The organism is Nitrospiraceae bacterium, from assembly GCA_021373015.1.
In the GTDB taxonomy this organism is placed as follows: domain Bacteria; phylum Nitrospirota; class Thermodesulfovibrionia; order Thermodesulfovibrionales; family UBA1546; genus JAJFTJ01.
On the sequence record JAJFTJ010000014.1, the window covers coordinates 117,043 to 141,613 of the forward strand.

The window sequence follows — 24,571 nt, forward strand, 5'->3', positions numbered from 1 at the left end:
AATTTTTCAGGGAAGCGTTTGATAAATCTAAAAAAAGGCTTGACAAGTTTTCTTTTTTTTGGTATTTAATAATATATGATTTTTGGTGATAGGAGTTCTATAGGCTTAGATATAGGCTCTAACTATTTTAAGGCGGTTCAGCTTAAAGAAGTCCGCAGAGGCTATGAGCTTGAACTTCTGGATATTCTACCTGTTCCCACTGAGATAATAGTTGATGGAGCGATAATTGACTCCCTCAGATTAGCCGAAGCGCTAAAAGAATTAATCGAAAGATCCCGGATAAAATCAAAAGATGCAGTTGTAGGAATCTCAGGACATGCATCAGTAATTATAAAACGCATATCACTTCCTGAGATGTCAGAAGAAGACCTTGCAGAATCAATCAAATTTGAAGCAGAGCAATACATACCATTTGATATTGAAGATGTTAACCTTGATTTCCAGATATTAGGTCCAAGAGAAGAACAGGGACAGATGGATGTTCTTCTTGTTGCAGTAAAAAAAGACATAATCAACGAATATGTTACTGTTGTGAAAGAGGCGGGGCTTAACCCTGTAATTGTTGATGTTGACGCCTTTTCTCTTGAAAATATGTATGAAGTAAATTACGAAATCGAGCCTAATAAAAATGTTGCTTTAGTTAATATTGGCGCAAGCACAATCAACATGAATATTCTTAAAGGCGGAATTTCTGTATTTACAAGAGACAGTGCTACAGGAAGCAATCTTCATTCTGAGGCCATTCAGAAGGCTTTTTCAGTTTCATATGAAATCGCAGAAAGATTGAAAAAAGGCGAAACTGTTGAAGGAGTCACACCTAATGATGCCTATGCAGCAATGGCATCTGCTACGGAAGATATAATCAATGAGATAGCGAGATCTTTGGACTACTATAAAAGCACTACAGTGCATGAGGAGATAAATGAGGTTATATTAAGCGGAGGCGGTGCGCTTGTAAGGGATTTCTCGAAACATCTGTCAGAGAAAATTGGCGTGGAATCAAGAGTTGTAGAGCCATTCAGGAACATATCCATCCCTAAAAAATTTGATATCTCATATATACAGGAGATAGCTCCTATAGCTGCTGTTGCTGTAGGGCTTGCCCTCAGGAGGCCTGGGGACAGATGATAAGAGTAAATCTTCTATCTGTGAAGCGCAAAAAGAAAGCTCAAGCCCTGCCTTCATTTATTATTTATGGTGCATTACTTTTGGTTGCAGCAATTATTGTGGCTGGTTACAGTGTATGGTATTTAAATTCTCAAGTGTCCAGACTTAGCGATCAGAAAAAATCAAATGAAGTTCAGATTGCTGAATTAAAGAAAAAGATAAAAGAAGTTGAGAATTACGAGAGCCAGAAAAAACTACTCGAGCAAAAAACTAATGTAATAAAAGATTTAAAGAAGAATCAAAGTCTGCCTGCAAAGATACTCTCAGAGATAAACAATACGATACCTCAAGGTGTCTGGATTACAGCTTTGTCTATCTCAGGAGCAAACATTAACATAAGCGGAGCGGGTTTTACGAATGATGATATTATTAACTATGTAGATAATCTTAAAAAATCGCAGCTTTTTACAGACATATATTTACAGGGATCTCAAAAGGATAAAGGCGCAGCAGGCAAGACAGCATCATATCAATTTACATTGACCTGTAAGGTAAAAATATAATGGCTATTAATCTAAAACTTGACCTAAAAAACTTATCCCAGAGCGCTAGAACAGTCGTAGCAATAGTGCCGGCTGTTATTATTGTAATCCTTGCTCTATTATTGGCAGTTATCCCTAAATCAAAGGAAATAAAAAAACTTAATGGTGAAATACTTGCGCAACAGGCAGAGATTGCAAAGAACCAGGCGCTTGCAGCCAAGTTGGATGTATTGAAACTTGAAAATGAAAGACTCCAAAAAGAATTTGCAAAGCTTCAGGAGCAGCTTCCTGAAGAAAAAGAAGTATCAAGTCTTTTAAAACAGATATCAGATATTGCATATAAATCAGAAATAGAAATTTTATCATGGAAACCAGAAACAAAAAAAGCACATTCAAGCGGCATAGTGGAAGAAGTGCCGTTTTCTTTAAGTCTTTCGGGAACTTACCATAATCTCGGTTATTTTTTTAGCAATCTTACTAAATTAAACAGACTGGTTAATATAGCAGATATAAAACTTGGCAATCCAAAAATAAAGAAAGACGAAGCAATGCTTGACATAAGCTTCAAAGCCTCAACCTTCACAGCAGTAAAGGAGGGAGATATAAAGAAGGACGCAAAAGAGGCAAAGAAAAAATGAACAGATCAATCTTAATACTTCTGTTTTTTATAAGCAGCGTTATCTTCATGCTGTCCTGCGATCAAAAACCCCCTGTTTCTAAGGCTGCTGCATCAAAACCTTATCAGAGTGCAGCAAAAACTGTAGAGGTCAAAGAAGAGCAGAAACAGGAAGAAGTTTTTATTTATGATAAAAAAGGCAGAAAAGATCCTTTTGTTTCTCTTGCTATTAAATCAGAAGAAAAACCAAAGAAAGGACAGACGCCGCTTGAAAGCTATGATGTTGCCTCGATTAAAATCCTGGGTATTGTATGGAATCAAAAAGGAAATTTTGCATCAATAGTTCTCCCTGACGGGAAAGCTTACACACTTAGAGAAGGAATGACAATCGGACTCCATAATGGAAAAGTTCAAAAGATAACTAAAAACGCTGTTATAATTAGGGAACAGATAAAAGACTATAAGGGAGTTCTCAAACCAAAGGAAACAACTTTGAAGCTCCGCGATGAGGAGGAGTAATGAAAATAATGAATCAGAAATGGACAATTTATCTGATATCAACAGTTTTAATATTTGTTGCAGGATGTGCAACAACAGGAGAAGGCAACAAAGCTGTTCAATCTTCACAGCTGCCTGTTATAACTGCTATAAATATAGCTGACAATCAGATTGTTATTAATGCTGATAAGCAGTTTACTTATACGATTTACAAAGCAACTGATCCGTACAAGGTAATTGCAGAACTGCCGAATGTGCGATTAGGAATTAAACCGGAGAAGATTAAGTCTTCTGACAAAGCAGGCATAACTGAGGTCTCTCCATCACAGACAGAAGAACCAATTTTAACAAAAATTGAAATTCTACTTGCATCCCCATCAGCTGTGGAATCATCTTATAAAGATAATATTTTGATAATAAAAGTAAAAGAGCCTGATACCAAGACGGCTGAGATAACAAAACCCGAAGACAAGGAAATAAAGAAAGAAGAACCTGTACCTGTAAAAGAAGAAACGGTTGCTGAAACTCAAAAACCCGCATACAACAGAGATGCAGTAAAGGAGTTTCCTTCTGCGACTTCAATTACAGATCTGAATATCGAAAAAGTAGAAAATATTTTGAAAGTTAAGATCAAGGGCAATGGAGCGCTTAGTCCAAATGTTTTCAGGCTTGATAACAGGGCTGTTTTGGATATACCTGGTGTTGAAATGATAGCATCTGTGCCTGCAAAAGTGCCGGCACCGCTTAAAAGTATAAGGGTGGGCAAATACAAGGACAAGACAAGGCTTGTTATAGATATGATAAAAGACACACAATTTGATGTTGCGGCAGTTGAAGATTATGTAATGATCTCCTTCCATGTTGAGGATAAAGCTGCAGATGAACAGGTTGTATCTAAAGCGGAAGCCCCTGCTGTAGAGAAGAAAACCGTTACAAAAACAGACGAGATAATTCCTGAAGGGAAATACAAAGGACAGAAGATATCTCTTGATTTTCAGGATGCTGATATAGGCCCTATATTCAGGCTGCTTGCAGATATCAGCGGATATAATTTTGTTATAGACCCTGGGGTAAAAGGCAAGATCACGATGAAGCTTATGAATGTGCCATGGGATCAGTCTCTTGATATAATACTCCAGACTTTCAGCCTTGGGAAGTCAATGGACGGCAATATTATCTGGATCGCTCCTGTTACAACATTTGCGAAAATGGCTGATGAAAAAGCAAAGGCAAAAGACGCTGAAGAAAAATCTGAAGATATAATTCAAAAAGTCATAAGAATAAATTATGCTATGGCAAGCGAGATAAGCACAGCAATTACACAAGGGAAACTGCTTAGTTCAAGAGGAAGCATCACTGTTGACGGGAGAATGAACACACTGATAGTTAAAGATACGCCTACAAGCATAGAGAAAATCAAAGGGCTTGTAGCGATAATGGATGTTTCGAAACCCCAAGTAATGATAGAAGCAAAGATGGTAGAAGTGAGTAGTACATATAGCGAGCAGCTAGGAATAAAATGGGGAGGCACATTTGCAGGAACAGGCATAAAAAGTATTGGACAACAGGTCAGTGGTGGTTTTTCTGTGAATACACCAGTAGTATCTGCAGGTGCAGGTGCTACAAATCCTGGTGGTGTTTTGAATCTATTACTTGGTAGTGCTAATACTCTACAGGTTAATCTTTCACTATCAGCATTGGAGGATGTGGGTAAATCAAGGAAACTCTCAAACCCCAAAATTTTAACAATTGATAATGAGTCAGCAACTATCCAGCAAGGCACAGCTATTCCAGTTCAGACAGTAAGCGCTGAAGGCACAAAGACAGAATATGTAAACGCGACGCTTAAACTTACAGTTACACCTAAGATTACACCTGACGGATATGTGCAGTTAAAAATAAATGCAACTAATGACTCACTTGGGATACTCACACCACAGGGGTATGCTATAGAGAAAAAAGAAGTTACAACACAGGCTCTTGTGAAAAACGGCGAGACATTAGTTCTTGGCGGAATTTACACAACAAGCACAGTAGAAAGCGAAGAAGGGATACCTTTATTAGGTAGAATTCCTATTCTTGGGTGGTTATTTAAAACAAAGACAGCGGCAGGCCCTAATATAACAGAACTCCTAATTTTCATAACCCCTAATATTGTAAGTAAACAGTAGAGAAATAATTAGTATATAGATGCATATAAGATTTCTCACTGCAGGTGAATCGCACGGTCAAGCCCTGGCTGGAATAATAGAAGGTATTCCAGCAGGGCTTTCTATTTCAGCAATTGATATTGACACAGACCTGAGGCGAAGACAGCTTGGGTATGGCCGCGGAAACAGGATGAAAATAGAATCAGACCGCGTAAAAATTCTATCAGGTGTTCGTTTTGGGAGAACAATAGGCTCACCAATCACAATTCTCATACAAAATAAAGACTGGCCAAACTGGCAGGATACTATGAGTTCTGAGATAACTTCAGTCAGTCAAAAAACAAAGAAACTTACAAGGCCAAGACCTGGACATGCCGACCTTTCAGGAGCGCTTAAGTTTGATACACACGATATAAGAGATATTCTTGAGCGTTCAAGCGCAAGAGAAACAGCAATGCGTACAGCGCTTGGAGCAATTGCAAAAAAGTTTCTGTCTGAATTTGACGTAAATATTGGCAGCTATGTAACTCAGATAGGCGGAATTAAAATAAAAGAAACAAAGATTGCAGCATCAGAAAGAGAATTGTCAGAAACATTTAAAAAAGCAGAAAAATCAGAATTAAGATGTGCTGACAAAAAAATCTCAAAAGAAATGATAAAGTTGATAGACAAAGCAGAAAAAGAAGGCAATACTCTTGGCGGGATTTTTGAAGTATTTGTTACAAACCTGCCTCCGGGCATTGGAAACCACACACAATGGGATAAGAAGCTGGATGGACGGCTTGCTCAGGCATTGATGTCAGTACAGGCTGTCAAGGGGGTTGAGATAGGCAAAGGATTTATGATGAGTTCAGAGATGGGTTCTGAAGTTATGGACGAGATTTTTTACAGTAAGAAAAAATTTTACAGAAAAACAAACAATGCCGGCGGCATAGAAGGCGGGATGACAAACGGCATGTCTTTAATCATAAGAGCTGCTATGAAGCCTATTCCAACCCTGAGAAAACCTCTAAGCTCGGTTGATATTATCACTAAAAAAACCTTTAAAGCAGCTTATGAGCGATCTGATGTATGCGCTGTGCCTGCTGCAGGAGTTGTTAGCGAGGCAATGACAGCGCTGGTTATCGCTGATGCTTTTTTAGAAAAATTCGGCGGCGACAGTCTCTCAGAAGTGAAAAGAAATTATAATTCTTATCTTAAACAGCTTTCAAATTTTTAGTTTATTTTTTACTTGAAGTCCATCCACTAAAAAATTCAATCATAAGGTATAATTTATAAAACACAATATGAGAAATATTGTTCTTACAGGTTTTATGGGCACGGGAAAATCTGAGGTGAGCAAAATGCTTATAAAAATCCTCGGTTGCAGCGCTATCGATGTTGACACTAAGATTGAACAGTCACAGAAAATGACTATAGCGGATATCTTTAAAAAACTTGGCGAATCCAGATTCAGGGAAATTGAAACAGAAATGATAAAATTCATCTCAAAAAATAAAAATTCTATTATCTCGACAGGCGGGGGCGCGCCATTAAAAGAGGAAAACATGAGAGCGCTGAGAGAAAATGGAATTATTGTTTGTCTGACAGCAGAACCAGAAACTATTCTCAAAAGAACAGCAAAAGATAATCAAAGACCGCTGCTTCAGGTGGATAATCCCTTAGAAAAAATTAAGGAACTGATGCAAGCAAGAGAACCTTACTATGAAAAAGCGGATATTGTAATAAGCACAGAAAATAAAACACCGTTAGAAATTGCAAATGAGATTGTCAGGAAAGTTAAAAATGAAAAATAAAATCAAGAAGGTAGAACATTTAAAAGTCAAACTTGGCGCAAGAAGTTATGAGATATGCATTGGAAGCAAGATCATTGCAAGCATTGGCAGCAAACTAAAATCCTTCAAGTTAAGTTCGCGAATCGGACTTATAAGTAACAATACAGTTAATGCCATATATGGAAAAACTGTGCTGAATTCTTTAAAAACAGCAGGCTTTGATGTTATTTCAGTAATAATTCCTGATGGAGAACAATATAAAAACCTCAAGACAATGCAGGGAATTTATGACCGGCTTTTAAGTCATAAGCTTGACAGGAAATCAGCGATAGTTGCTCTAGGCGGAGGAGTTATCGGTGATATAACAGGTTTTGCAGCCTCAACTTATATGAGAGGCGTTCCTTACATTCAAATACCTACGACCCTTTTGTCGCAGGTGGACAGTTCAGTCGGCGGGAAAACAGGAGTGAATCATAAGCTTGGAAAAAATATGATCGGTACTTTTTATCAGCCCAAACTCGTATGGATAGATATAGATACATTAAATACCCTGCCTAAAAGAGAACTTTTTGCCGGACTTGCAGAAGTAATAAAATACGGCGTAATAAAAAATAAAGAACTCTTCAGGTTTTTAGAGGATAAAAAAGGCAAAATTCTTAATCTTGATAAAAATGCATTGAGTTATATTATTAAACGTTCTTGTGAACTAAAAGCAGATGTAGTTTCAAAAGATGAGAGAGAATCAGGGGTAAGGGTAATCTTAAATTACGGCCATACAATTGGACATGCAATTGAAACAGCAACAGACTACAAACAATTTCTTCATGGTGAAGCAGTAGCAATAGGAATGCATGTTGAGGCAAGACTATCCCATATACTAGGTTTTTTCAGCGAAAAAGCAGTGTCGAGACTTAAAAACTTAATCGACTCTTATGGTCTTAAATCAGAAATACCAGCAGGTATAGATACGCGAACCCTTTTATCCTCAATGCAGCTTGATAAAAAAACTGTTGGAGGAAAGCTAAAATTCATTCTGCCTGAGAAGATCGGAAAAGTTAAGATTTATAAAGGGGCAGACAATGAAATCATTAAAAAAGCCTTGCTGTCTTGAATCTTAATACTGCTGCAAATAAAAAACAATTCTCAGTTCTTTATCAACAAAAACTTTCTCACATCCCCTATCCGCAAAGTAACCTTGCTTGAATCAAGATATTCGACAAATGGAACTGCATATTTTCTGGTTGTCCCGAGAATATCTCTGAACTCTGCAAGAGTCATTTCCTTTTTCTTGCTGTAGAAATCTTTTAATGCATCAAGCATTTTGTTGTAAGCATCTGCTGTTATATAAAAAGAATCATTGATTCTAACAACGCTTTTTTCTTTTGTCATAAGTTTCAAAATATCGTCAAGCTGCTTAAGTGGAAGCAAGAGATTTTTTGAAAGTTCGTCTTTGGACGGCGGCTGAAAACCGCTTTGTTCTAAAGCAGCAAGAATTTTTTTCTTTGTCTTTACTTCGGCATCTGATAAAGAAACATTAAATGATCCTATACGGAGGATATCTTTTTCTATTGCAATTTCAGGCATCGAGCTTAGAATTGCGTTGAATGTCTTTTGCTCAACCTTCAGCTGAAGCCTTACTTCTTCTTTTGATATGCCCTGCCTTAGAGGATTCTTTTTATGAAACTGGTCGAGTGCTTTTTTAATTTTTTCTTTGACAGAAGAAATTTCATTTGCATGTATAAGCATATTGTCAACTTGTTTAATAAGAGACTTTTCTTTTGAAAGGGAGATTGCATCTTTTATCTTTTGAAGATCTGTGTTTATCCAGCCCTCTATGCTTGCAGAAAGAATTCCATGAATGCCAGCTTTTTTAAGCTTTGCTTCGATCTTTTCATCAAGGCTTCCTTTTTCAAAAACATCCAGGTCTTCAATGCCTTCAGACTTTTTTCTTTTAATAGGATATGGATCAAGGATTTCACCGCCTCCAATTGTTTCTACAGGTGAAAATCTTCTTATGATATATCTGTCTCCGCACATACAGATAACAGGCTCTTTGAGTCTAAACTGACAGAAGCAGCTCTCACCCTGTTTTAACTCATCTCTGTCGTACATTATGATTCGTGCAATTATCTCTGATGTGCCTGTATGAAAATGAACAAGGCTTTTTGTTTTCAATGAAGGGGTTTTTCCCAAAAGATTAATTTTTGCATCAATGAGCTTTGTTGGGAATATTTTGTCTGGAGTTATTACCACATCTCCGCGTGATAATGTTTCCTTATCAACTCCGGATAGATTGATGGCTGTTCTCTGACCTGCATATGAGGTTTTAAGTGCAGCCCCATGGCTATGCAGTCCGCGTACCTTACTTTTGATATTTGTTGGAAGTATCTGCACTTCGTCGTCGACCGATATACTGCCCGATACCGCTGTTCCAGTGATTACAGTGCCAAATCCTTTTAATGTGAATACTCTGTCTATTGGCAGACGGAATATACTGTTAGTGAGTTTTGGTGAAACCTTTAACCCAATTTCTTTTATCTTTTCTTTAAGTAATTCAAGATTTTCCCCTGTTTTTGCTGATACTGGAATAATATCTGTGCCTTCGAGGAATGTGTCTTTCACAAATGTTTTTATTTCTTCTGAAATAAGTCTAATCCAGTCATCTTCAACAAGGTCAGTTTTTGTTAGGACGATCAACCCGGATTTAATATTTAATAAATTGCATATTGCCAGATGCTCTCTGGTCTGCGGCATTATTCCCTCATCTGCAGCTATTACAAGAAGAACAATGTCAATTCCACCTGCGCCTGCAAGCATATTTCTTACAAGTTTTTCATGTCCCGGAACATCTATTATCCCAACTGTCAATCCATCAGGATATTTTAGATCTGCAAACCCGAGGTCTATAGTTATCCCGCGTTCTTTTTCTTCTTTAAGCCTGTCGGGGTCGGTCCCTGTCAAGGCTTTCACTAAAGCGCTTTTGCCGTGGTCTATATGTCCTGCTGTGCCCAATATTACATAGTGCATGAATAATAGTTTACTTATCAGATGAATAATTGACAAATAAAAATACAAACAATAAAATAGAAAAACTCTATAAAAAGGATTCTAAAATGACTCTAAAAGAACTGTATAGCAAGGCAATATCTAAAGGCATAGAAAATGATCCCAGAGGCAAAGAATTTGTTCTAAAAGAGCTTGAATCAAGAAAAAAGGCTCACGAAAAATTATCCAAAGAAGATAAAGAATTTTTTGACGAAGAAAGCTTATCCAATCCGTATTCTGATTCAAGAATTTTGAATGGAACAGGCGATGAGAAAGTAAAATCAGCGCTTGTTGGAGTTGATATAGAAGCCGGGGAATTGCTTCTCGCTGATGCGCTTAAGTCAAAAGGCAAAAATATTGATCTTGTAATAGCCCATCATCCTGAAGGAAGGGCTTATGCAAACCTCTATTCCGTTATGCAGATGCAGTCGGATATTCTTAACAGATTCGGGGTGCCTATAAACATAGCAGAAGGACTGATGGAGGCAAGGATAAAAGAAGTTGAGAGGAGATTGATGCCTGTTAATCACACCAGGGCTGTAGATGCAGCAAGACTTCTCAACATCCCTTTCATATGTCTTCATACCCCTGCTGACAACATGGTTGCAACCTATCTTCAGAGACTATTTGATGACAAGAAACCTTATAAAATTGAAGAAGTCGTTAATATGCTCAAAGAGATACCTGAATATAAAACAGCAGCCTATAACGGCGCAGGCCCAAAAATTCTAATAGGTTCAAAAGAAAGGAAGACGGGCAAGATATTTGTTGATATGACTGGAGGAACAGAAGGTGCAAAGGAAATATTCAGCAGCCTTGCTGCAGGAGGAGTGAATACTATCGTTGCCATGCATCTTAGCGAAGAACACAAGAAAGAGGCAGAAAAAAGCCATCTGAATGTTGTTATTGCCGGTCATATAGCAAGTGATACTCTTGGTCTCAATCTTCTACTGGACGAACTGTCTAAAGGCATATCAATTGACATACTTGAGTGCTCAGGCTTTAAAAGAACTAGCAGGAATAGTTAGTTAGATAAAAAAAAGCGGCACAAATAGTACTTGCGCTCATAATTTATGAGGTCAGATAAACTTCTTGAAGACATAAAGTCTCGACTGGACATAATAGATGTCATAGGAGATTATATTGAGCTTAAGAAGTCAGGACAGAACTATAAGGCAAATTGTCCCTTCCATTCAGAAAAAACTCCTTCATTCATGGCAAGCCCTGGCAAGCAGATATACCACTGTTTCGGCTGTAATGCAGGAGGTGATGTCATAGGATTTGTCATGCGCTACGAGAATATGACATTTCAGGAAGCTGTTAAAACGCTTGCCAAAAAAGCAGGGATACAACTTTCCGAATACAAATTCGAGACAGGGCTCACAGAGAAAAAAGACAAATTGCATGAGATCCAGAATGAGGCACTCAGATATTTTCCGGAAAAACTTAAAAAATCCAAGACAGTTCTCTCTTATCTGGACAAGAGAGAGATCAACAAAGAAATGGTACAAAATTTCAGTCTTGGTTATGCGGATAAGGATTGGAAAACCTTGTATGAACATCTCAGAAAAAAGGAATATGAAGACGCACTGATTGCACAATCAGGTCTTGTTTTTAGCGGGGAAAAAGGTTTTTATGATGTGTTCAGAAACCGGTTGATGTTCCCGATTTTTAATATAAATGCAGATGTAATAGCTTTTGGAGGAAGGGCAATTGATAATGATATGCCAAAATATCTCAACTCTCCCGAGACAATGCTTTTTAAAAAAGGCGAAACTCTTTATGCACTTAATGTGGCAAAGGATGAGATCAGGAAAAAAGATTATGCAATTGTTGTGGAGGGATATATAGATGTCATAATATGCCATCAGCATGGGTTCAGGAATGTTATTGCACCGCTTGGTACAGCCCTTACGTCAGGACATCTCCAGAAAATAGGAAGACTTACAAAAAAGATTGTTCTTGTTTTTGACAGTGACGCAGCAGGTATTGCTGCTGCAAAAAGATCTCTTAGTCTGCTATATGAGCATGGTTTTAAGTCAAAGATACTGCTCCTTCCAGAAGGAGACGACCCTGACAGCTTCCTTCGCAAAAAAGGAAGCGCTGCTTTTCAGACAGCACTTGCGAGGTCAAAATCCATGATTGATTTTATTCTAGGGCTCAAAGGAGAAAAGACAGATAACATCAGAACTGCGATCAGCATAATAAACAATGTCAAAGACATGATTCTAAAGGAAGAACTTTTAAAGGAACTCTCAGAGAGATCAGGGGTCAGCGAGACGGCTATAAGAAAAGAAACCAATAAAGATTCGCAAGCTCTAAAAAAATATGAACGAGGCAGACAGGGAAAGAATGAGGCTAAGACATCAGATCTTTTATATAGCGAAGATGTATTGCTCCTGAGCGCTATTATTGCTTTTCAGGATAAGGCCTCGTATATCTTCGAAAACATAGATATAGACGAGATTGAAAATACAACGGTAAAAGAAATTTTTAAAAAAATCAAGCCTTTAACCGATAAATTAGATATGAATTCAATATTAGCTGGGCTGGAGGATGAGGAGAAAGCAATTGTAACACGATTATCTTTAAGCCCGGGTTTTGACCTTGAGAACGTGGACATAAATATCAGGGACTGTTTTAAGAAGATGGCAAACTCGAAGCTGGATGAGAAGATCCAAAAAGCAAAAACAGCAGGTGATTTACAGCTCTTAAAATCATTGCTGGCAGAAAAACACAAAAGATTGGGTCATGACTAAAACAAGGGAGGAGCACATGAGAGAGCAGCCCGAGTACTTTGGAAATGAAGAACAGGAGCTAGAAGGATTTGACTTGTTAAAAGGGATTGAAGATGTTGAAAATGAATTCATTGAAGAAGTAAAAGGTCAGCCGGTTTCAGAGCCTGAGTATGATCCTTTAAAAATTTATCTCAAGGAGATGAGCAGCGTTCCGCTTCTTACAAAAGACGGAGAAGTAACAATAGCAAAGAGGATTAAAGAAGGCAGGAAAAAAATAGCAGAGATTGTTTTCATGCTTCCATTTACCATGACGAAACTGATAGAACTAGGCGAGCTGATTGAAAAGGGCGAAGCGCCTCTTGGAGAGATAATTCATAATGAAGAAACTGAATCAGAGGATAACCATAAAGAAAGAAAGCGGTTTTTTGCAATAACAGCGCAGCTTAAGGATTTATATGAAAAAAGAAAAAACTATCTAAGCAAACTCAAAGCAAAAGATACAAGTTCTAGCAGTAAAATAAACAAACAGCTTGAAGATAACATGAGCAGCATACTTCATAAAATTGATGATCTTAAACTAAGAGATGATGCGCTAATGATTTTTGCTGAAGAGATCAGGGAAACAATAAATAAAGCAGAAGACATAGACAAGCATATGTTGTTTCTTAAGAAAAAGCTCAGACAACTGGGATATTACGCTGAAAAACTTCTGAAAAAGAAAAATACGAAAAAACTTAATAAAAATGCACAATCATTGCTTGATGATTATTTGTACTGCAGAACAGAGATATCAAAGAAGGAGAAGTTTGTGGGGCTTAAGTATGATGAGATGAAGAAGACCCTGAAGTTCCTAAATGAAGGTGAAGCGGGAGTGCTTGAATCAAAAAGAATGCTAATAGAGGCTAATCTCAGACTAGTAATAAGCATAGCAAAAAAATATATGGGGAAAGGGCTGAGTTTTTCAGACCTGATACAAGAAGGCAACATCGGCCTGATGCGCGCATGTGACAAGTTTGAGTATGAGAGGGGCTATAAGTTCAGCACATACGCTACATGGTGGATAAGGCAGGCTGTAACAAGAGCACTTGCAGACCAGTCAAGAACAATCAGGATACCTGTGCACATGGTCGAAACAATGAACCGCATTACAAAGACAACAAGGGAACTTGTGCAGGAACTTGGCAGAGAACCTGTTCATGAAGAGATATCTTACAGAGTGGGACTGTCTGTAGAAAAAGTAAGAAATATTCTAAAGATAGCAAAAGAACCCATCTCTCTGGAGACACCAATAGGAGAAGAGGAAAACAGCCACCTGAGCGATTTCATTGAGGATAAGGGTGCAGTTTCTCCTCTTGATTCCGCAATTCTTGATGACCTCAAAGATCAGATAGACAAGGCGCTCTTGACGCTTAATCCAAAAGAGGAAAAGATTTTAAGAAAGAGATTTGGAATAGGAGAAGACACTCCTCAGACACTGGAAGAAGTTGGCAAGGAATTTGAGGTTACAAGAGAGAGAATAAGGCAGATAGAAGTAAGCGCAATACGAAAATTAAGACATCCCATGCGTCACAAGTGGCTCAGAGCCTTTATTCAAAGGGCTTGACCAAATCATACCTTTAAATTTACAATTATACCCTTAACGGGCCCATAGCTCAGTTGGTAGAGCTACCGGCTCATAACCGGTTGGTCCCAGGTTCGAGTCCTGGTGGGCCCACCAAGAAAAAGAAAAGCCCGTTATTAGCGGAGGTGGCGTGCAAGAGACGATAAAACTTCTCATTGAGCTTCAGGTTATAGATACTACAATAATCAGAGAAAAGAAGATCATTGATTTAATGCCCCTAAAACTCAATGAAGTAGAGAATTCATTCAAAGAAATGCAGATAAATTTTGATAAGCAGAAACAGAAATATCTTGATTTAGAAAAAAAGAGAAAAGACAAGGAAAGGGCAGTAGAAGATATCAATGACAAGATCAAAAAGATTAAAGCTCACACAACAGATATAAAAACCAATAAGGAATATCAGGCCCACCTAAAAGAAATAGAAACAATAGAAAAAGAACGCTATGGAGTTGAAGATGGTATTCTATTAATTATGGAAGAAATAGATGCTGAAGGTAAAAAGCTGGAAGCTGAAGAAAAAAAACTCAAAGAAGAAAAAGAAAAAACAGATGTTCTTAAAAAAGAAGTTGATAAAGAAATAGCTGAGGCAAAAAAACTATTCGAAGAATTTAAGGCAAAAAGAGATGAGGCAGCAAAAAAAATAGATGCCGATGCATATAAAGACTACATGACAGTATTCAAGGCATGCGCAGGCCTTGCAGTAGTAGAGATAAGAGATGAGATATGCCTTGGCTGTAACATGAATATTCCTCCCCAGATGTGCGTTGAAATAAAAAAGAATGAAGAGATAATTCAGTGTCCTCAGTGCAGGAGAATCCTATACTGGGTTCAGATTCCTGGGGAAAGCAATGCAGTATGAAAGAAGGCACTCTTTACAGCGACGGAGGATCCAGCGGAAATCCTGGCACATCAGGCATTGGCGTAGTTCTCATCTATGATACTGCAAAATTAGAACTCTCTGAGTATATAGGCATTAGCACAAATAATATCGCAGAGTATACGGCCCTTATTAGGGGACTTACAAAGGCAAAAGAATTAAATATAGAGAAACTTACCATTTTTTTAGACTCAGAGTTGGTAGTAAGACAGATAAAAGGCATTTATAAGGTAAAAAATGAGAATCTAGCAAAACTCTATCAAAAAACAGTGGCTCTACTGGCTTCTTTTTCTGCATACACAATAGATCATATACCCAGAGAAGAGAATGCCGAAGCAGACAAGCTTGCAAAAAAGGCAATAAAAGCATTAAAGTAAAACATGGATGACCATAAACTTAAAGTATTTTGTACCGTAGCCGAGACAAAAAGTTTTTCAAAGGCTTCTGAAAGGATTCACATTACCCAGCCTGCAGTCAGTCTGCTTGTCCAGTCAATTGAAGAGCTCTATGAAACCAAGCTTTTTGAAAGGGCAAGCAACACAGTAACACTAACCCCTGCCGGCGAAACCCTGTACAGATATGCAAAGGAGATACTGGGACTCTATTCTAATGCTGAAAAAGAGATAGGCGAGATTACAGGACTTGTGAAGGGCAGTATAAGAATCGGCTCAAGCACAACAATAGGCAATTACCTTCTCCCTAGCGTAATAGCAGACTTCAGGAAAAAACATCCAACCATAAAAGTTCATCTGCTTGTTGGAAATACAAAGAGGATAATAGAGTTTTTAAATGCAGGGAATATTGATATAGCACTTGTAGAGAGTGATGTTGAGAAACAAAAACTGGTTGTGGAAAAATTGCTTAGCGATGAACTCATCCTTATTGTCCCTCCGTTACATCCATGGGCAAAGAAAAAGACAGTTTCCATTCTTGAAATTACAGAAGAACCTTTTATCATGAGAGAGGAAGGCTCAGGGACAAGACAGGTTATAGAGAAATACCTTGCAAAGCACAGCATCACACCGCAGGAAATGAAAGTTACTGTGGTACTCGGTTGCACAGAGGCAATAAAAGGAGCTGTTGAAGACGGAGTTGGAATGTCGATAGTTTCACGCTGGGCAATAAGAAAAGAGATGAAATACGGCACACTGAAATTACTCCATTTCAAGGAAGAAAAACTGCTGAGAGACTTAGCGCTAGTAATGCAAAAAACAGCAATTTCATCTCATGCAGTAGATGAGTTTCTTACATACTTGAAAGCTTATCCTTTTGATAAACTATTGAATTGGGTTGAATAAACCCTATAATCAATCTCAGAAAATATCATATCCTTTTTTTCAATCTTTTCCAGCCATTCCGCGGTAACCGAATCTGATTTCATTCTGCTATAAATATCTTTAAATTTCTCAATATGCCCATTAATTCTTTTAGTTGCATATTCAGCTGCAACTCCTGTCTTCAGTATGAACGGCCAGTCGCTGTGCTGTGAGAGCAGAATCTCTCTGGCTGCCTGTTTCAGCGCTCTTTTTTTGATGCCGACTGCTTTTGGAAAAGAATCTGCCAGTTCAGTCATTTTATCCGCTATTTCATGAAGGGGTCTGTAAATCCATTTATTTGAATCATTAATCCAGACATCATGATATCCTCTGTGTCCCCAGCTTGAAGCTGAGGGATTCACACGTTGCAGCTTGTTTTTTTTAAGTTCAAGATATTGTGAAGAAGTGATTGTTGTTAGATCCTTTTCTTTTGTCTTATCTATTTTTCTAAATAAAAAATTCAGCCATTCCGGACCTTCAAACCACCAGTGACCAAACAGCTCTGTATCATAAGGCGCTGTAATCACTGGATTGAACTTCATTGTTGAGTTCAGACATTCTACAGAGAGCTTCCTGTTTTTTACAAAATCTTCAGCATGCTCTTCTGCCTTTAATAATGCCTTTTCTCTTATATAGGGATTTTTTTCAGAGTTTGGACCTGTTATTGAATGGTATTTTATTCCTGTGTATGTTTTTATATTGTCATGGTTAATTTGTGGTTTTATATAATCGGCTGGCAGGTCAAACCCTATATCCCTATAAAAATCCCTATAATCAAAATCTCCAGGATAACCTTCTATGGAGCTCCAGACTTGCCTCGAAGAATCAATATCTCTTGGAAAAACTATAACTCCTGAAGGACATGAAACAGGACTATACAATCCGTATCTTGGCACAGGGGTTCCATTTAATACTCCGTGCGCTTCGAGAAAAGTGACTTTTATCCTTGTTTCTTTAAGCAGCTTATCCAGACCTGTAAAGTATCCGCATTCAGGAAGCCATATCCCATTTGGTCTTTTTCCAAAGTTTTTGGCATGAGTGTCTGCTGCAACTTTTATTTGAGCTCTTACAGAAGAGAGATGACTGCTGAATGCTGGAAGATATGCATGAGTTGCAGCAGTTGTTATGATCTCTATATTTCCTGTTTCAGCAAGTTTTCTGAAAGCTGATGTAAGGTCTTTTTTGTAGATATCCTCATACAAAAACCGTATTCTTCTAAAGCGCTCGTTATACATTCTTGCCAAAGGCTCAAAAGAGGAATCTCCCTTAGTTCTTAGAATTTCTTTTTCTGAAAGCTCGATAAGATTATTTATATGTCTAAGACATCTTTCTCTTAAAAGAGGATCATTAAACATTTCAACGAGCGATGGACTGAATGATAATGTAACATTGAAATTAACCCTGTCATCGAGCAGAGAATTAAAAACATCGATAAGGGGGATATAGCTTTCGATGACAGCTTCGTAGAACCAGTTTTCCTCAAGAAAGAATTCGTGTTCTGGGTGTCTTATATAAGGCAGGTGTGCGTGAAGAACAAGATTAAGGTATCCTTTATACATCAGATGATTTTGATTTTTCCATTACCTCGCTCAACCCTGCCGATAACATTGAAGGGCACGTTCATTTTTTTAAAAAAGTCTGTTTTTTCAGGCTTCAAGGCTATGAGCAGTCCTCCTGATGTTTGAGGGTCAGTGAGTATAAGCTTTTCCTCTTCTTTAATTTCCTGATTAAATTCCACTTTTTCTTTAATGAACAGAAGATTCTTATATGCCCCGCCGGGAACCATTCCTGATACAACCATATCCCTTACTCTTTCCAAGACTGGCACTTTTTTGTTTTCAATAACAATATCCAATTTTGAATCTGCAACCATATTATATGCATGACCAAGCAGCCCGAATCCTGTTACATCAGTTGCAGAGCTTGCATCAGCATTAAGCGCAGCTTCAGATGCCTTGTCATTCAAGGTAAGCATCCATTTTACAGCATGCTCAATCTCATCATTACTTAGCGCCCTGCCTTTTAAAGAGGTTGTGAGTATGCCAATTCCAAGCGGTTTCGTAAGTATGATTATGTCTCCTGCTTGAGCGCCTGTAACTCTGAGAATTTTATTTTTATCAATAGTACCTGTCACTGAAAGACCAAATCTGATTTCAGGATCCTCAAAACTATGACCTCCAAGCAAATATGTTCCCGACCTATTCAGAGTATCCAAAGCGCCTTTTAAAATCTCTGAGATCAGGGTTGTCTCAAAATCACATATAGGGAATCCTGCCAAAGCAAGTGCAGTCAATGGTTTTCCTCCCATAGCATAGATATCGCTAAGGGAATTTACAGCGCTTATTGCTCCAAATGTGAAAGGATCATTAACAACAGGAGTTATTATGTCGGCAGTCTCGACAAGCGCAGTATTGCCTGAGAGCAAAAAAATCCCTGCGTCGTCACCCGGCCCGACAAGCACATTTCTACTCGCAGGCTGTTTGATAGAGTGAATAATCTTTTCGAGGTCCGCCGGACCTACTTTACCGGCTCAACCGGCAGCTTTAACTTTTTCTGTCAGTCTATAGTCCATGTAAAAGATGATACACGATTAGAATCAAGGATACAACTATTTACGTTTAAAAAACTTCTTGAGATCATCAAGAGAAAAGAAAATTCTGGTTGGTCTTCCATGAGGACATTGGTCAGGGAAATCTGTTTTATCGAGGTCAGCAATGAGGCTTGAGAATTCTTCCTGATTAAGGATTTCTTTGCCGCGAACAGAACTATGACATGCGATACTCGCTGCAATTTTCTCCTTTAAGGATCTTTCAGGCGATAGTCCTTCAATAAGTGAAGATGCGATATCAGAGAGAATCCCCCTGATATCAGAATTCATCAACTCATCCGGCAGAGATCGGATAATTATTGTGTCATGTCCAAAATCATCAATGTCAATTCCGAATTCATCGAGAAGATTTTCATTCTCAAGGATAATTTTATATTCTTTGGCAGACAGTTTAATCTGTTTTGGAAACAGCAGCTGATGAGAACTTAGATTAATTTTCTTCAAAAATTTTTCATACATTATTCTTTCATGCGCAGCATGATGATCAATCAGCGTCAACCCGCCTTTGCCTGACATTGCAACAAAAGTATCTCCAAGATAAACGAATGGAATAGAAGGCTTATATGCAAGCTCAAGATTTTCAGAAATCACCGGAGCAGTATTTATAAATGACTGTTTGGAATAATTTTGCTGGTGCCCGGGCCGAGACATCTCTTCAGTAAATTGCCTTGTGTATTCAACTCTTTTTTCTTTTATTACATCCTTAATGCCTGCATTAATGAAATTGTAGACAGCTTCTTTGTTCTCGAACCGCACTTCTTTTTTTGTCGGGTGCACATTGAAGTCGACAATTTTTGGGTTGATATCAAGAAATATAAAAAATACAGGATGCTTGTCTTTAGGAAGAATACCTTCATATGCATTGTAAACAGCATGTGATATGGAATAGTCTTTTATTGGACGATCATTAACAAAAATAAACTGATGAGCCTTGCTGCTTCTGAAATTTTCAGTTTTTGAAATGAAGGCGCTCATGTTCAACGAATTATAGTTCAAATTCACTTCTACTAATCCGGCCATAAGCTCGTCACCGTAAATCTGCATTACTCTTTCTCTCAATCCAGATGCCTTTGACAGAACAATTGTTTCCTGGTTATCTGTTACAAGGGTGAAACCAATCTCAGGATGAGAAAGGGCTTCTTTGGTTACAGTATCAATTATGTGGTAAAGTTCGGTTGTGTTAGTTTTCAAGAATTTCTTTCTTGCAGGAGTATTGAAAAATAAATCTTTTATCTCAATTGACGTGCCAGAAGAAGGGGAATCTTTTTTGCTTTTTAATTCGCCGCCATGAAGTTCTATAGAAAAACCTGATACTGCTTCTTTTAATCCTGTAACAAGTTTTATTTTTGATACTGATGCTATTGAAGGAAGGGCTTCGCCTCGGAATCCCATTGTTGTTATATTGAATAAATCAGACTCATCCCTGATCTTGCTTGTTGCATATTGTTCAAAGCATAAAACCGCATCGTCTTTATCCATGCCAATCCCATTATCAGAAACCTTAATCATCTTTTTCCCGCCGTGCAGGATCTCGATTCTTATGTCAGTGCTTTCTGCATCAATGGAATTTTCGATAAGTTCTTTTACAACAGATGCAGGTCTTTCAATGACCTCGCCTGCGGCAATTTTATTTCTTAAATCAACAGAGAGAATCTTTATCTGAGGCATATGACATTTTAATTGCTGGGATGAGATTTCGCAAGTGGCACATTTACTTGATATTGCACTTTTAGCATGATAGGATTATGAAATACAAAAACCAATGGACAAGCCTTATCCTAAATTTATACAGTTCTTTCCTACACTAAGATGCAATAGTAGCTGCAGTTTTTGCTTTAACAGAGGAATTGGAATCAATGAAGAAATCAATAAAGCGAATTATAAAAAAATAATTGATAAGTTAGCAGATGCTGGAATAAATGAAATAGATATTCTGGGCGGCGAGCCGACTCTTCATCCGGAAATAATACAATTAATCGATATCCCAATCAAAAGAAACATGCATGTATTTCTAAGCTCTAACGGGTCTAATATCGATATATTAGAGTTGCTGCTGCAAAAATACAATAAAAATACCCTTACACTAGGTATCTCCGTTAACAGCAAAAAAATTTCTAATGAACTGCATAATTTTATTGTTAAAAACAAACCAATACTTAAAGGAATATGCACAGCTGAAAAAACAATACCTGATGCCGCTGTTGATTATGTGAAATCCGGGATTCCATATTTTATTTTATTTATGGATGCGATTACTAAAAAAGAGCTTAAAGAAACAATTCCATTTTATGAATTTTTACAAAAACTGAATACTTTGAAAGATAAATATAAAAATGTTGATGGTGTATACTGTTCAGGTTTTGTTTCAAAAGATAGGCATGAAACAAGATGCCCGGCAGGTACTGTAAAACTATCGGTGTTGCCTGATGGTTCGGTGTTTCCTTGCTATCTTCTAGCACGTAATGAAAAATTCAGATTTGGGAATATATTAGAGGACAGTTTTGACACGCTAATGAAAAACCCGTGCTTAGATTTTTTTAAAGGTATGAAAAAAAATTCTTGTCCAAAAAAGGAATGTAAAGTTTTTAATTCATGTAATGGAGGATGTCCTGCAATAAGCTTGTTAATTTATAATGATATTAATGCGCCAGACCCAAGGTGCAATTTAACCTATGAAAGTGTTTATGAATAGCGGCTGTTTTTATGAGGCAGGCTGCTTAATGCAGCCTGCCTTTTAGCTGTCTTTTCTATTATCTTGGAGGAGCTGCCTGAGGGTCGATCGTAAACGAACAATGTGATTTTGTGATAAATCTTTTTTCTGTGAATATCCTGCCTTTGTATCTGACTTTTACAATATAGGGACCTAGGTCACCCTTAAAATTAGCATCATGAATTTTAAAAGTGTTCATGCCATTATTAAATCTCTTGTTTGTTTCCCAGCCAACAAGACGGCCTTCATGGAATACACCAACGTCGAATCCATCCTGTGTTCCGCCGTTGTATCTAACTTTTATTACAAAATCTATCGGCTGTCCGGGCTTAAACCATACAGGTGTGGCCTCGAGATTGACGATATGAGTTGCAGCCATAATCTCTTTTTCGGTAAGGGCCTGAGTTGAATCCGGCGTCATAATCAAAAAGGCTGAAACAGCAATGAAAAGACTTAGCATTAATATTTTTGCTGCTTGTTGCATTTTGATACCTCCAAAATCTAAAATTTTTCGATATTTTGTATAGCACTTATTCATTCAAAAAACAGTTAATTATACCACCACCTTTCATAAAATCAGATTGTTACCAAATTTATACACCCTTTAGAATAAAATTACAATGCCAGAAATCAAGAAGAAAAAGGCACAAAATGAGACTTATAAAGCAAGGAACTAAAAACTTTTCACTCTCTGTGATGTATTAAATGTTAAAATATAAGACAAAATTTTAAAGAAGGAGACATTATGAAAGGTGTAGGCAAACACTTCAATAAAGATTTGAAGGTAAACAATATCGGAGATAACAGAATACAGGTTGTATTTCCATAAACAAAAGACATAGATGTTTATTTTTTTAAAAAAATAAGGGGTAAGAAACGAAAACTAATGAATATAAAAGAACTAAAGATCGGAGACTTGATTGCAAGAACTCCTATAATACAGGGAGGGATGGGCGTTGGAATATCTCTGTCTGGACTTGCATCTGCTGTTGCAAACGAAGGAGGAATAGGAGTTATTTCTGCTGCTGGCATTGGACTTTTTGAGCCTGACGGCCTTACAAACTATATAGACGCAAATATCAGAGCCCTGAAAAAGGAAATCCAGAAGGCAAGAGAATTGACAAAGGGCATAATAGGCGTAAACATAATGGTGGCAACATCTAATTTTGTGACCATGGTGAAAACTGCTATTGAGGAAAAAATAGACATAATTTTTTCAGGAGCAGGTCTTCCGCTTAATCTCCCGCAATTCCTGAATGGAAGCAAAAGCACAAAACTGGTTCCTATTATTTCTTCTGCAAGGGCTGCAAGAGTCATTATAAAAAAATGGCTGGATAAATATGACTATATGCCGGATGCATTTGTGGTTGAAGGGCCTATGGCAGGGGGACATCTGGGGTTTAAAGAAGAACAGCTCAAGGATCCTTCCTTCTCACTCGAAAAGATGCTTGAAGAGGTAATAAATGAAGTGAAAATATTTGAAGAAAAATATAAAAAATCTATTCCTGTAATTTGTGCTGGAGGAATATATACAGGTGAAGATATTTATAAATTCGTCCAGATGGGCGCTTCAGGGGTTCAGATGGCAACGCGATTCGTTACAACATATGAATGTGATGCATCTCCGGAATTCAAACAGGCTTATTTTGACGCCAAAAAAGAAGATATTGTTATTATCAAAAGTCCTGTTGGCATGCCGGGAAGGGCGATCAAGAACCAGTTTATAGATGATGTGAATAAGGGAGAGAAGAAACCATTTAAATGTCCTTATCACTGCATTTTAACGTGTGATTACAATAACAGCCCTTACTGCATTGCGCGCGCTTTAATGAATGCACAAAAAGGAAATATGAAAAGCGGATTTGCTTTTGCAGGTGAGAATGCTTATAGGGCAGAGAGACTGCTTTCTGTTAAAGAATTGGTCAAATCCCTGCTGGAAGAATATGAGCAAACAGCTAATAAAAATAAAAGTAACAGCTAATTCAAAAAAAAATCAGATTGTTGAAAATGAAGAGTTGTTTAAGGTCTATGTTACTGCGCCGGCAGTAGACGGCAAGGCAAATAAGGCAGTAATAGCGATTCTTGCAGAGCATTTTAATAAAAGAAAAAGCCGCATAAAAATTCTCAGGGGCGAAAAGGCAAGAGAAAAGATTATAGAGATTGGCTAGCTAATAATTTTAATGCTTTCTTGTGAAGCTCTTCATTTCCGGAAACAAGCAATGATGCAGTTTTCTTTATGCTTATCTCCTTGTTTTCGATTGAATTACCACTTATATCAGTGAATACTCCGCCTGCTTCTTTTACCAGAAGCCAACCTCCTCCGAAATCAAAGCTTCTTGATAATGCCGGGGTTGCAAAGATGCTTATTGAGCCCTTTGCAAGATACGCAAGGTCTAAGGCTGTTGCACCAAAACATCTGACTTTCATTGATTCAGCTAATAAAGGCATTATCTTAGGAATATCCCGCTTTGGAAGCTCTGATTCATAAGCAGTAAAATAAAAAATATTATTTTTTTGAGTGTAGATTCGCTTGTTGTTAAAAAATGCACCGCTGCCTTTATTTGACCAGAACTCATCGCCATTTGAGAGATTAATAATATAAGCAGTTTCTATATTTCCGATTGTATTGCCGTCAGCAATTGCGATTGACGCACAGTAAAATGGAAGACCGTTTACCGCATTCTTGCTTCCGTCAATAGGGTCTATCAGAACTTTTCTGCCGCCTCCATTTATATTCATCATTCCTGCTTCCTCTGAGACAATTGTGAAAGGCTCTCCTGATTTCTCGAATGCAGAGATGATTATTTCTTCAGCTTTTTTATCAACAGGAAATGTCTTGTCTCCAGCAGCGCCAATACCAAGAGGGATCTGAGGCTCATCGAGATTTTTAAAAAGAGATATCTCTTTCAAAAGTTCTTTGCCGGTATTTTGTAATAACTTTAAATCCATTTGAATATTTAGTGAAAAG

22 protein-coding genes, 1 tRNA gene and 2 pseudogenes are annotated in these 24,571 nt (G+C 37.6%); 19 read left to right on the forward strand and 6 right to left on the reverse strand.

Going from position 1 to position 24,571, the window contains the following annotated elements:
• The first annotated feature begins 75 nt into the window (after positions 1-75).
• The 8 genes from LLF28_06145 to aroB all read left to right on the forward strand — a co-directional run bounded on the left by LLF28_06145 (position 76) and on the right by aroB (position 7,799).
• On the forward strand, positions 76-1,128 hold the full coding sequence (locus LLF28_06145) for a pilus assembly protein PilM (protein MCE5195020.1): 1,053 nt from the start codon (positions 76-78) through the stop codon (positions 1,126-1,128).
• Positions 1,125-1,670, forward strand: a complete 546-nt coding sequence (locus LLF28_06150; protein ID MCE5195021.1) for a PilN domain-containing protein — start codon at positions 1,125-1,127, stop codon at positions 1,668-1,670. The genes LLF28_06145 and LLF28_06150 overlap by 4 nt, the downstream gene beginning before the upstream one ends.
• Positions 1,670-2,287: a type 4a pilus biogenesis protein PilO gene (locus LLF28_06155; GenBank protein MCE5195022.1), complete on the forward strand. Its 618-nt coding sequence runs from the start codon at positions 1,670-1,672 to the stop codon at positions 2,285-2,287. Before LLF28_06150 ends, LLF28_06155 begins: the two co-directional genes overlap by 1 nt.
• Entirely contained in the window at positions 2,284-2,784 is a 501-nt protein-coding gene (locus LLF28_06160) for a pilus assembly protein PilP (GenBank protein ID MCE5195023.1), read from the forward strand. Before LLF28_06155 ends, LLF28_06160 begins: the two co-directional genes overlap by 4 nt.
• Positions 2,784-4,934, forward strand: a complete 2,151-nt coding sequence (gene pilQ, locus LLF28_06165) for a type IV pilus secretin PilQ (GenBank protein MCE5195024.1) — start codon at positions 2,784-2,786, stop codon at positions 4,932-4,934. Before LLF28_06160 ends, pilQ begins: the two co-directional genes overlap by 1 nt.
• 19 nt (positions 4,935-4,953) lie before the next feature.
• Positions 4,954-6,132, forward strand: a complete 1,179-nt coding sequence (gene aroC, locus LLF28_06170; protein MCE5195025.1) for a chorismate synthase — start codon at positions 4,954-4,956, stop codon at positions 6,130-6,132.
• Between the two features lie 67 nt (positions 6,133-6,199).
• Positions 6,200-6,709: a shikimate kinase gene (locus LLF28_06175; GenBank protein ID MCE5195026.1), complete on the forward strand. Its 510-nt coding sequence runs from the start codon at positions 6,200-6,202 to the stop codon at positions 6,707-6,709.
• The gene (gene aroB, locus LLF28_06180) at positions 6,699-7,799 is read left to right on the forward strand and encodes a 3-dehydroquinate synthase (GenBank protein ID MCE5195027.1); all 1,101 of its coding nucleotides are present in this window, start codon (positions 6,699-6,701) and stop codon (positions 7,797-7,799) included. The genes LLF28_06175 and aroB overlap by 11 nt, the downstream gene beginning before the upstream one ends.
• 32 nt (positions 7,800-7,831) lie before the next feature.
• Here aroB and selB read toward each other — a convergent pair whose 3' ends face one another.
• The gene (selB, locus tag LLF28_06185) at positions 7,832-9,715 is read right to left on the reverse strand and encodes a selenocysteine-specific translation elongation factor (protein ID MCE5195028.1); all 1,884 of its coding nucleotides are present in this window, start codon (positions 9,713-9,715) and stop codon (positions 7,832-7,834) included.
• 86 nt (positions 9,716-9,801) lie between these two features.
• On the opposite strand from selB, the gene LLF28_06190 reads away from it, so the two are divergent.
• The 8 genes and pseudogenes from LLF28_06190 to LLF28_06225 all read left to right on the forward strand — a co-directional run bounded on the left by LLF28_06190 (position 9,802) and on the right by LLF28_06225 (position 16,267).
• Positions 9,802-10,761, forward strand: a complete 960-nt coding sequence (locus LLF28_06190) for a hypothetical protein (protein ID MCE5195029.1) — start codon at positions 9,802-9,804, stop codon at positions 10,759-10,761.
• 45 nt (positions 10,762-10,806) lie between these two features.
• Complete coding sequence (gene dnaG / locus LLF28_06195) at positions 10,807-12,492, forward strand: DNA primase (GenBank protein MCE5195030.1); 1,686 nt, start codon at positions 10,807-10,809, stop codon at positions 12,490-12,492.
• A gap of 16 nt (positions 12,493-12,508) precedes the next feature.
• Positions 12,509-12,742, forward strand: a pseudogene (locus LLF28_06200) (hypothetical protein).
• A 606-nt stretch (positions 12,743-13,348) separates the two neighbouring features.
• Positions 13,349-14,074 (forward strand): annotated as a pseudogene (gene rpoD / locus LLF28_06205) (RNA polymerase sigma factor RpoD).
• A 38-nt stretch (positions 14,075-14,112) separates the two neighbouring features.
• Positions 14,113-14,188 (forward strand) — tRNA-Ile (locus tag LLF28_06210).
• A 34-nt stretch (positions 14,189-14,222) separates the two neighbouring features.
• Entirely contained in the window at positions 14,223-14,951 is a 729-nt protein-coding gene (locus LLF28_06215) for a C4-type zinc ribbon domain-containing protein (GenBank protein ID MCE5195031.1), read from the forward strand.
• A complete protein-coding gene (locus LLF28_06220; protein MCE5195032.1) occupies positions 14,948-15,346 on the forward strand; it encodes a ribonuclease HI family protein in 399 nt (132 codons plus the stop codon). Before LLF28_06215 ends, LLF28_06220 begins: the two co-directional genes overlap by 4 nt.
• Before the next feature lie 3 nt (positions 15,347-15,349).
• Positions 15,350-16,267 carry a LysR family transcriptional regulator gene (locus LLF28_06225; GenBank protein MCE5195033.1) on the forward strand — a complete coding sequence of 306 codons (918 nt, stop codon included), beginning with the start codon at positions 15,350-15,352 and terminating at the stop codon, positions 16,265-16,267.
• Here the strand turns inward: LLF28_06225 and LLF28_06230 are convergent.
• From LLF28_06230 to mutL, 3 genes are all read right to left on the reverse strand, one after another.
• Positions 16,231-17,844, reverse strand: coding sequence for a DUF1957 domain-containing protein (locus LLF28_06230; protein MCE5195034.1), 1,614 nt, complete (start codon positions 17,842-17,844; stop codon positions 16,231-16,233). The two genes, LLF28_06225 and LLF28_06230, sit on opposite strands and share 37 nt — an antisense overlap.
• A complete protein-coding gene (gene selD, locus LLF28_06235) occupies positions 17,844-18,782 on the reverse strand; it encodes a selenide, water dikinase SelD (protein ID MCE5195035.1) in 939 nt (312 codons plus the stop codon). Before selD ends, LLF28_06230 begins: the two co-directional genes overlap by 1 nt.
• A 111-nt stretch (positions 18,783-18,893) precedes the next feature.
• Positions 18,894-20,561 carry a DNA mismatch repair endonuclease MutL gene (mutL, locus tag LLF28_06240; GenBank protein ID MCE5195036.1) on the reverse strand — a complete coding sequence of 556 codons (1,668 nt, stop codon included), beginning with the start codon at positions 20,559-20,561 and terminating at the stop codon, positions 18,894-18,896.
• A gap of 94 nt (positions 20,562-20,655) precedes the next feature.
• On the opposite strand from mutL, the gene LLF28_06245 reads away from it, so the two are divergent.
• A complete protein-coding gene (locus LLF28_06245; GenBank protein MCE5195037.1) occupies positions 20,656-21,585 on the forward strand; it encodes a radical SAM protein in 930 nt (309 codons plus the stop codon).
• A 58-nt stretch (positions 21,586-21,643) separates the two neighbouring features.
• Here the strand turns inward: LLF28_06245 and LLF28_06250 are convergent, their stop codons facing one another.
• Positions 21,644-22,087 carry a hypothetical protein gene (locus tag LLF28_06250; protein MCE5195038.1) on the reverse strand — a complete coding sequence of 148 codons (444 nt, stop codon included), beginning with the start codon at positions 22,085-22,087 and terminating at the stop codon, positions 21,644-21,646.
• A gap of 402 nt (positions 22,088-22,489) precedes the next feature.
• Here LLF28_06250 and LLF28_06255 point away from each other — a divergent pair, with 402 nt between their 5' ends.
• Complete coding sequence (locus LLF28_06255; GenBank protein ID MCE5195039.1) at positions 22,490-23,584, forward strand: nitronate monooxygenase family protein; 1,095 nt, start codon at positions 22,490-22,492, stop codon at positions 23,582-23,584.
• Complete coding sequence (locus tag LLF28_06260; protein MCE5195040.1) at positions 23,547-23,771, forward strand: DUF167 domain-containing protein; 225 nt, start codon at positions 23,547-23,549, stop codon at positions 23,769-23,771. Before LLF28_06255 ends, LLF28_06260 begins: the two co-directional genes overlap by 38 nt.
• On the opposite strand, the gene LLF28_06265 is transcribed toward LLF28_06260, so the two are convergent.
• Positions 23,755-24,552 (reverse strand): hypothetical protein, encoded by a 798-nt coding sequence (locus LLF28_06265; protein ID MCE5195041.1) that lies wholly within the window; start codon positions 24,550-24,552, stop codon positions 23,755-23,757. The genes LLF28_06260 and LLF28_06265 overlap by 17 nt on opposite strands.
• Between the last annotated feature and the right edge of the window lie 19 nt (positions 24,553-24,571).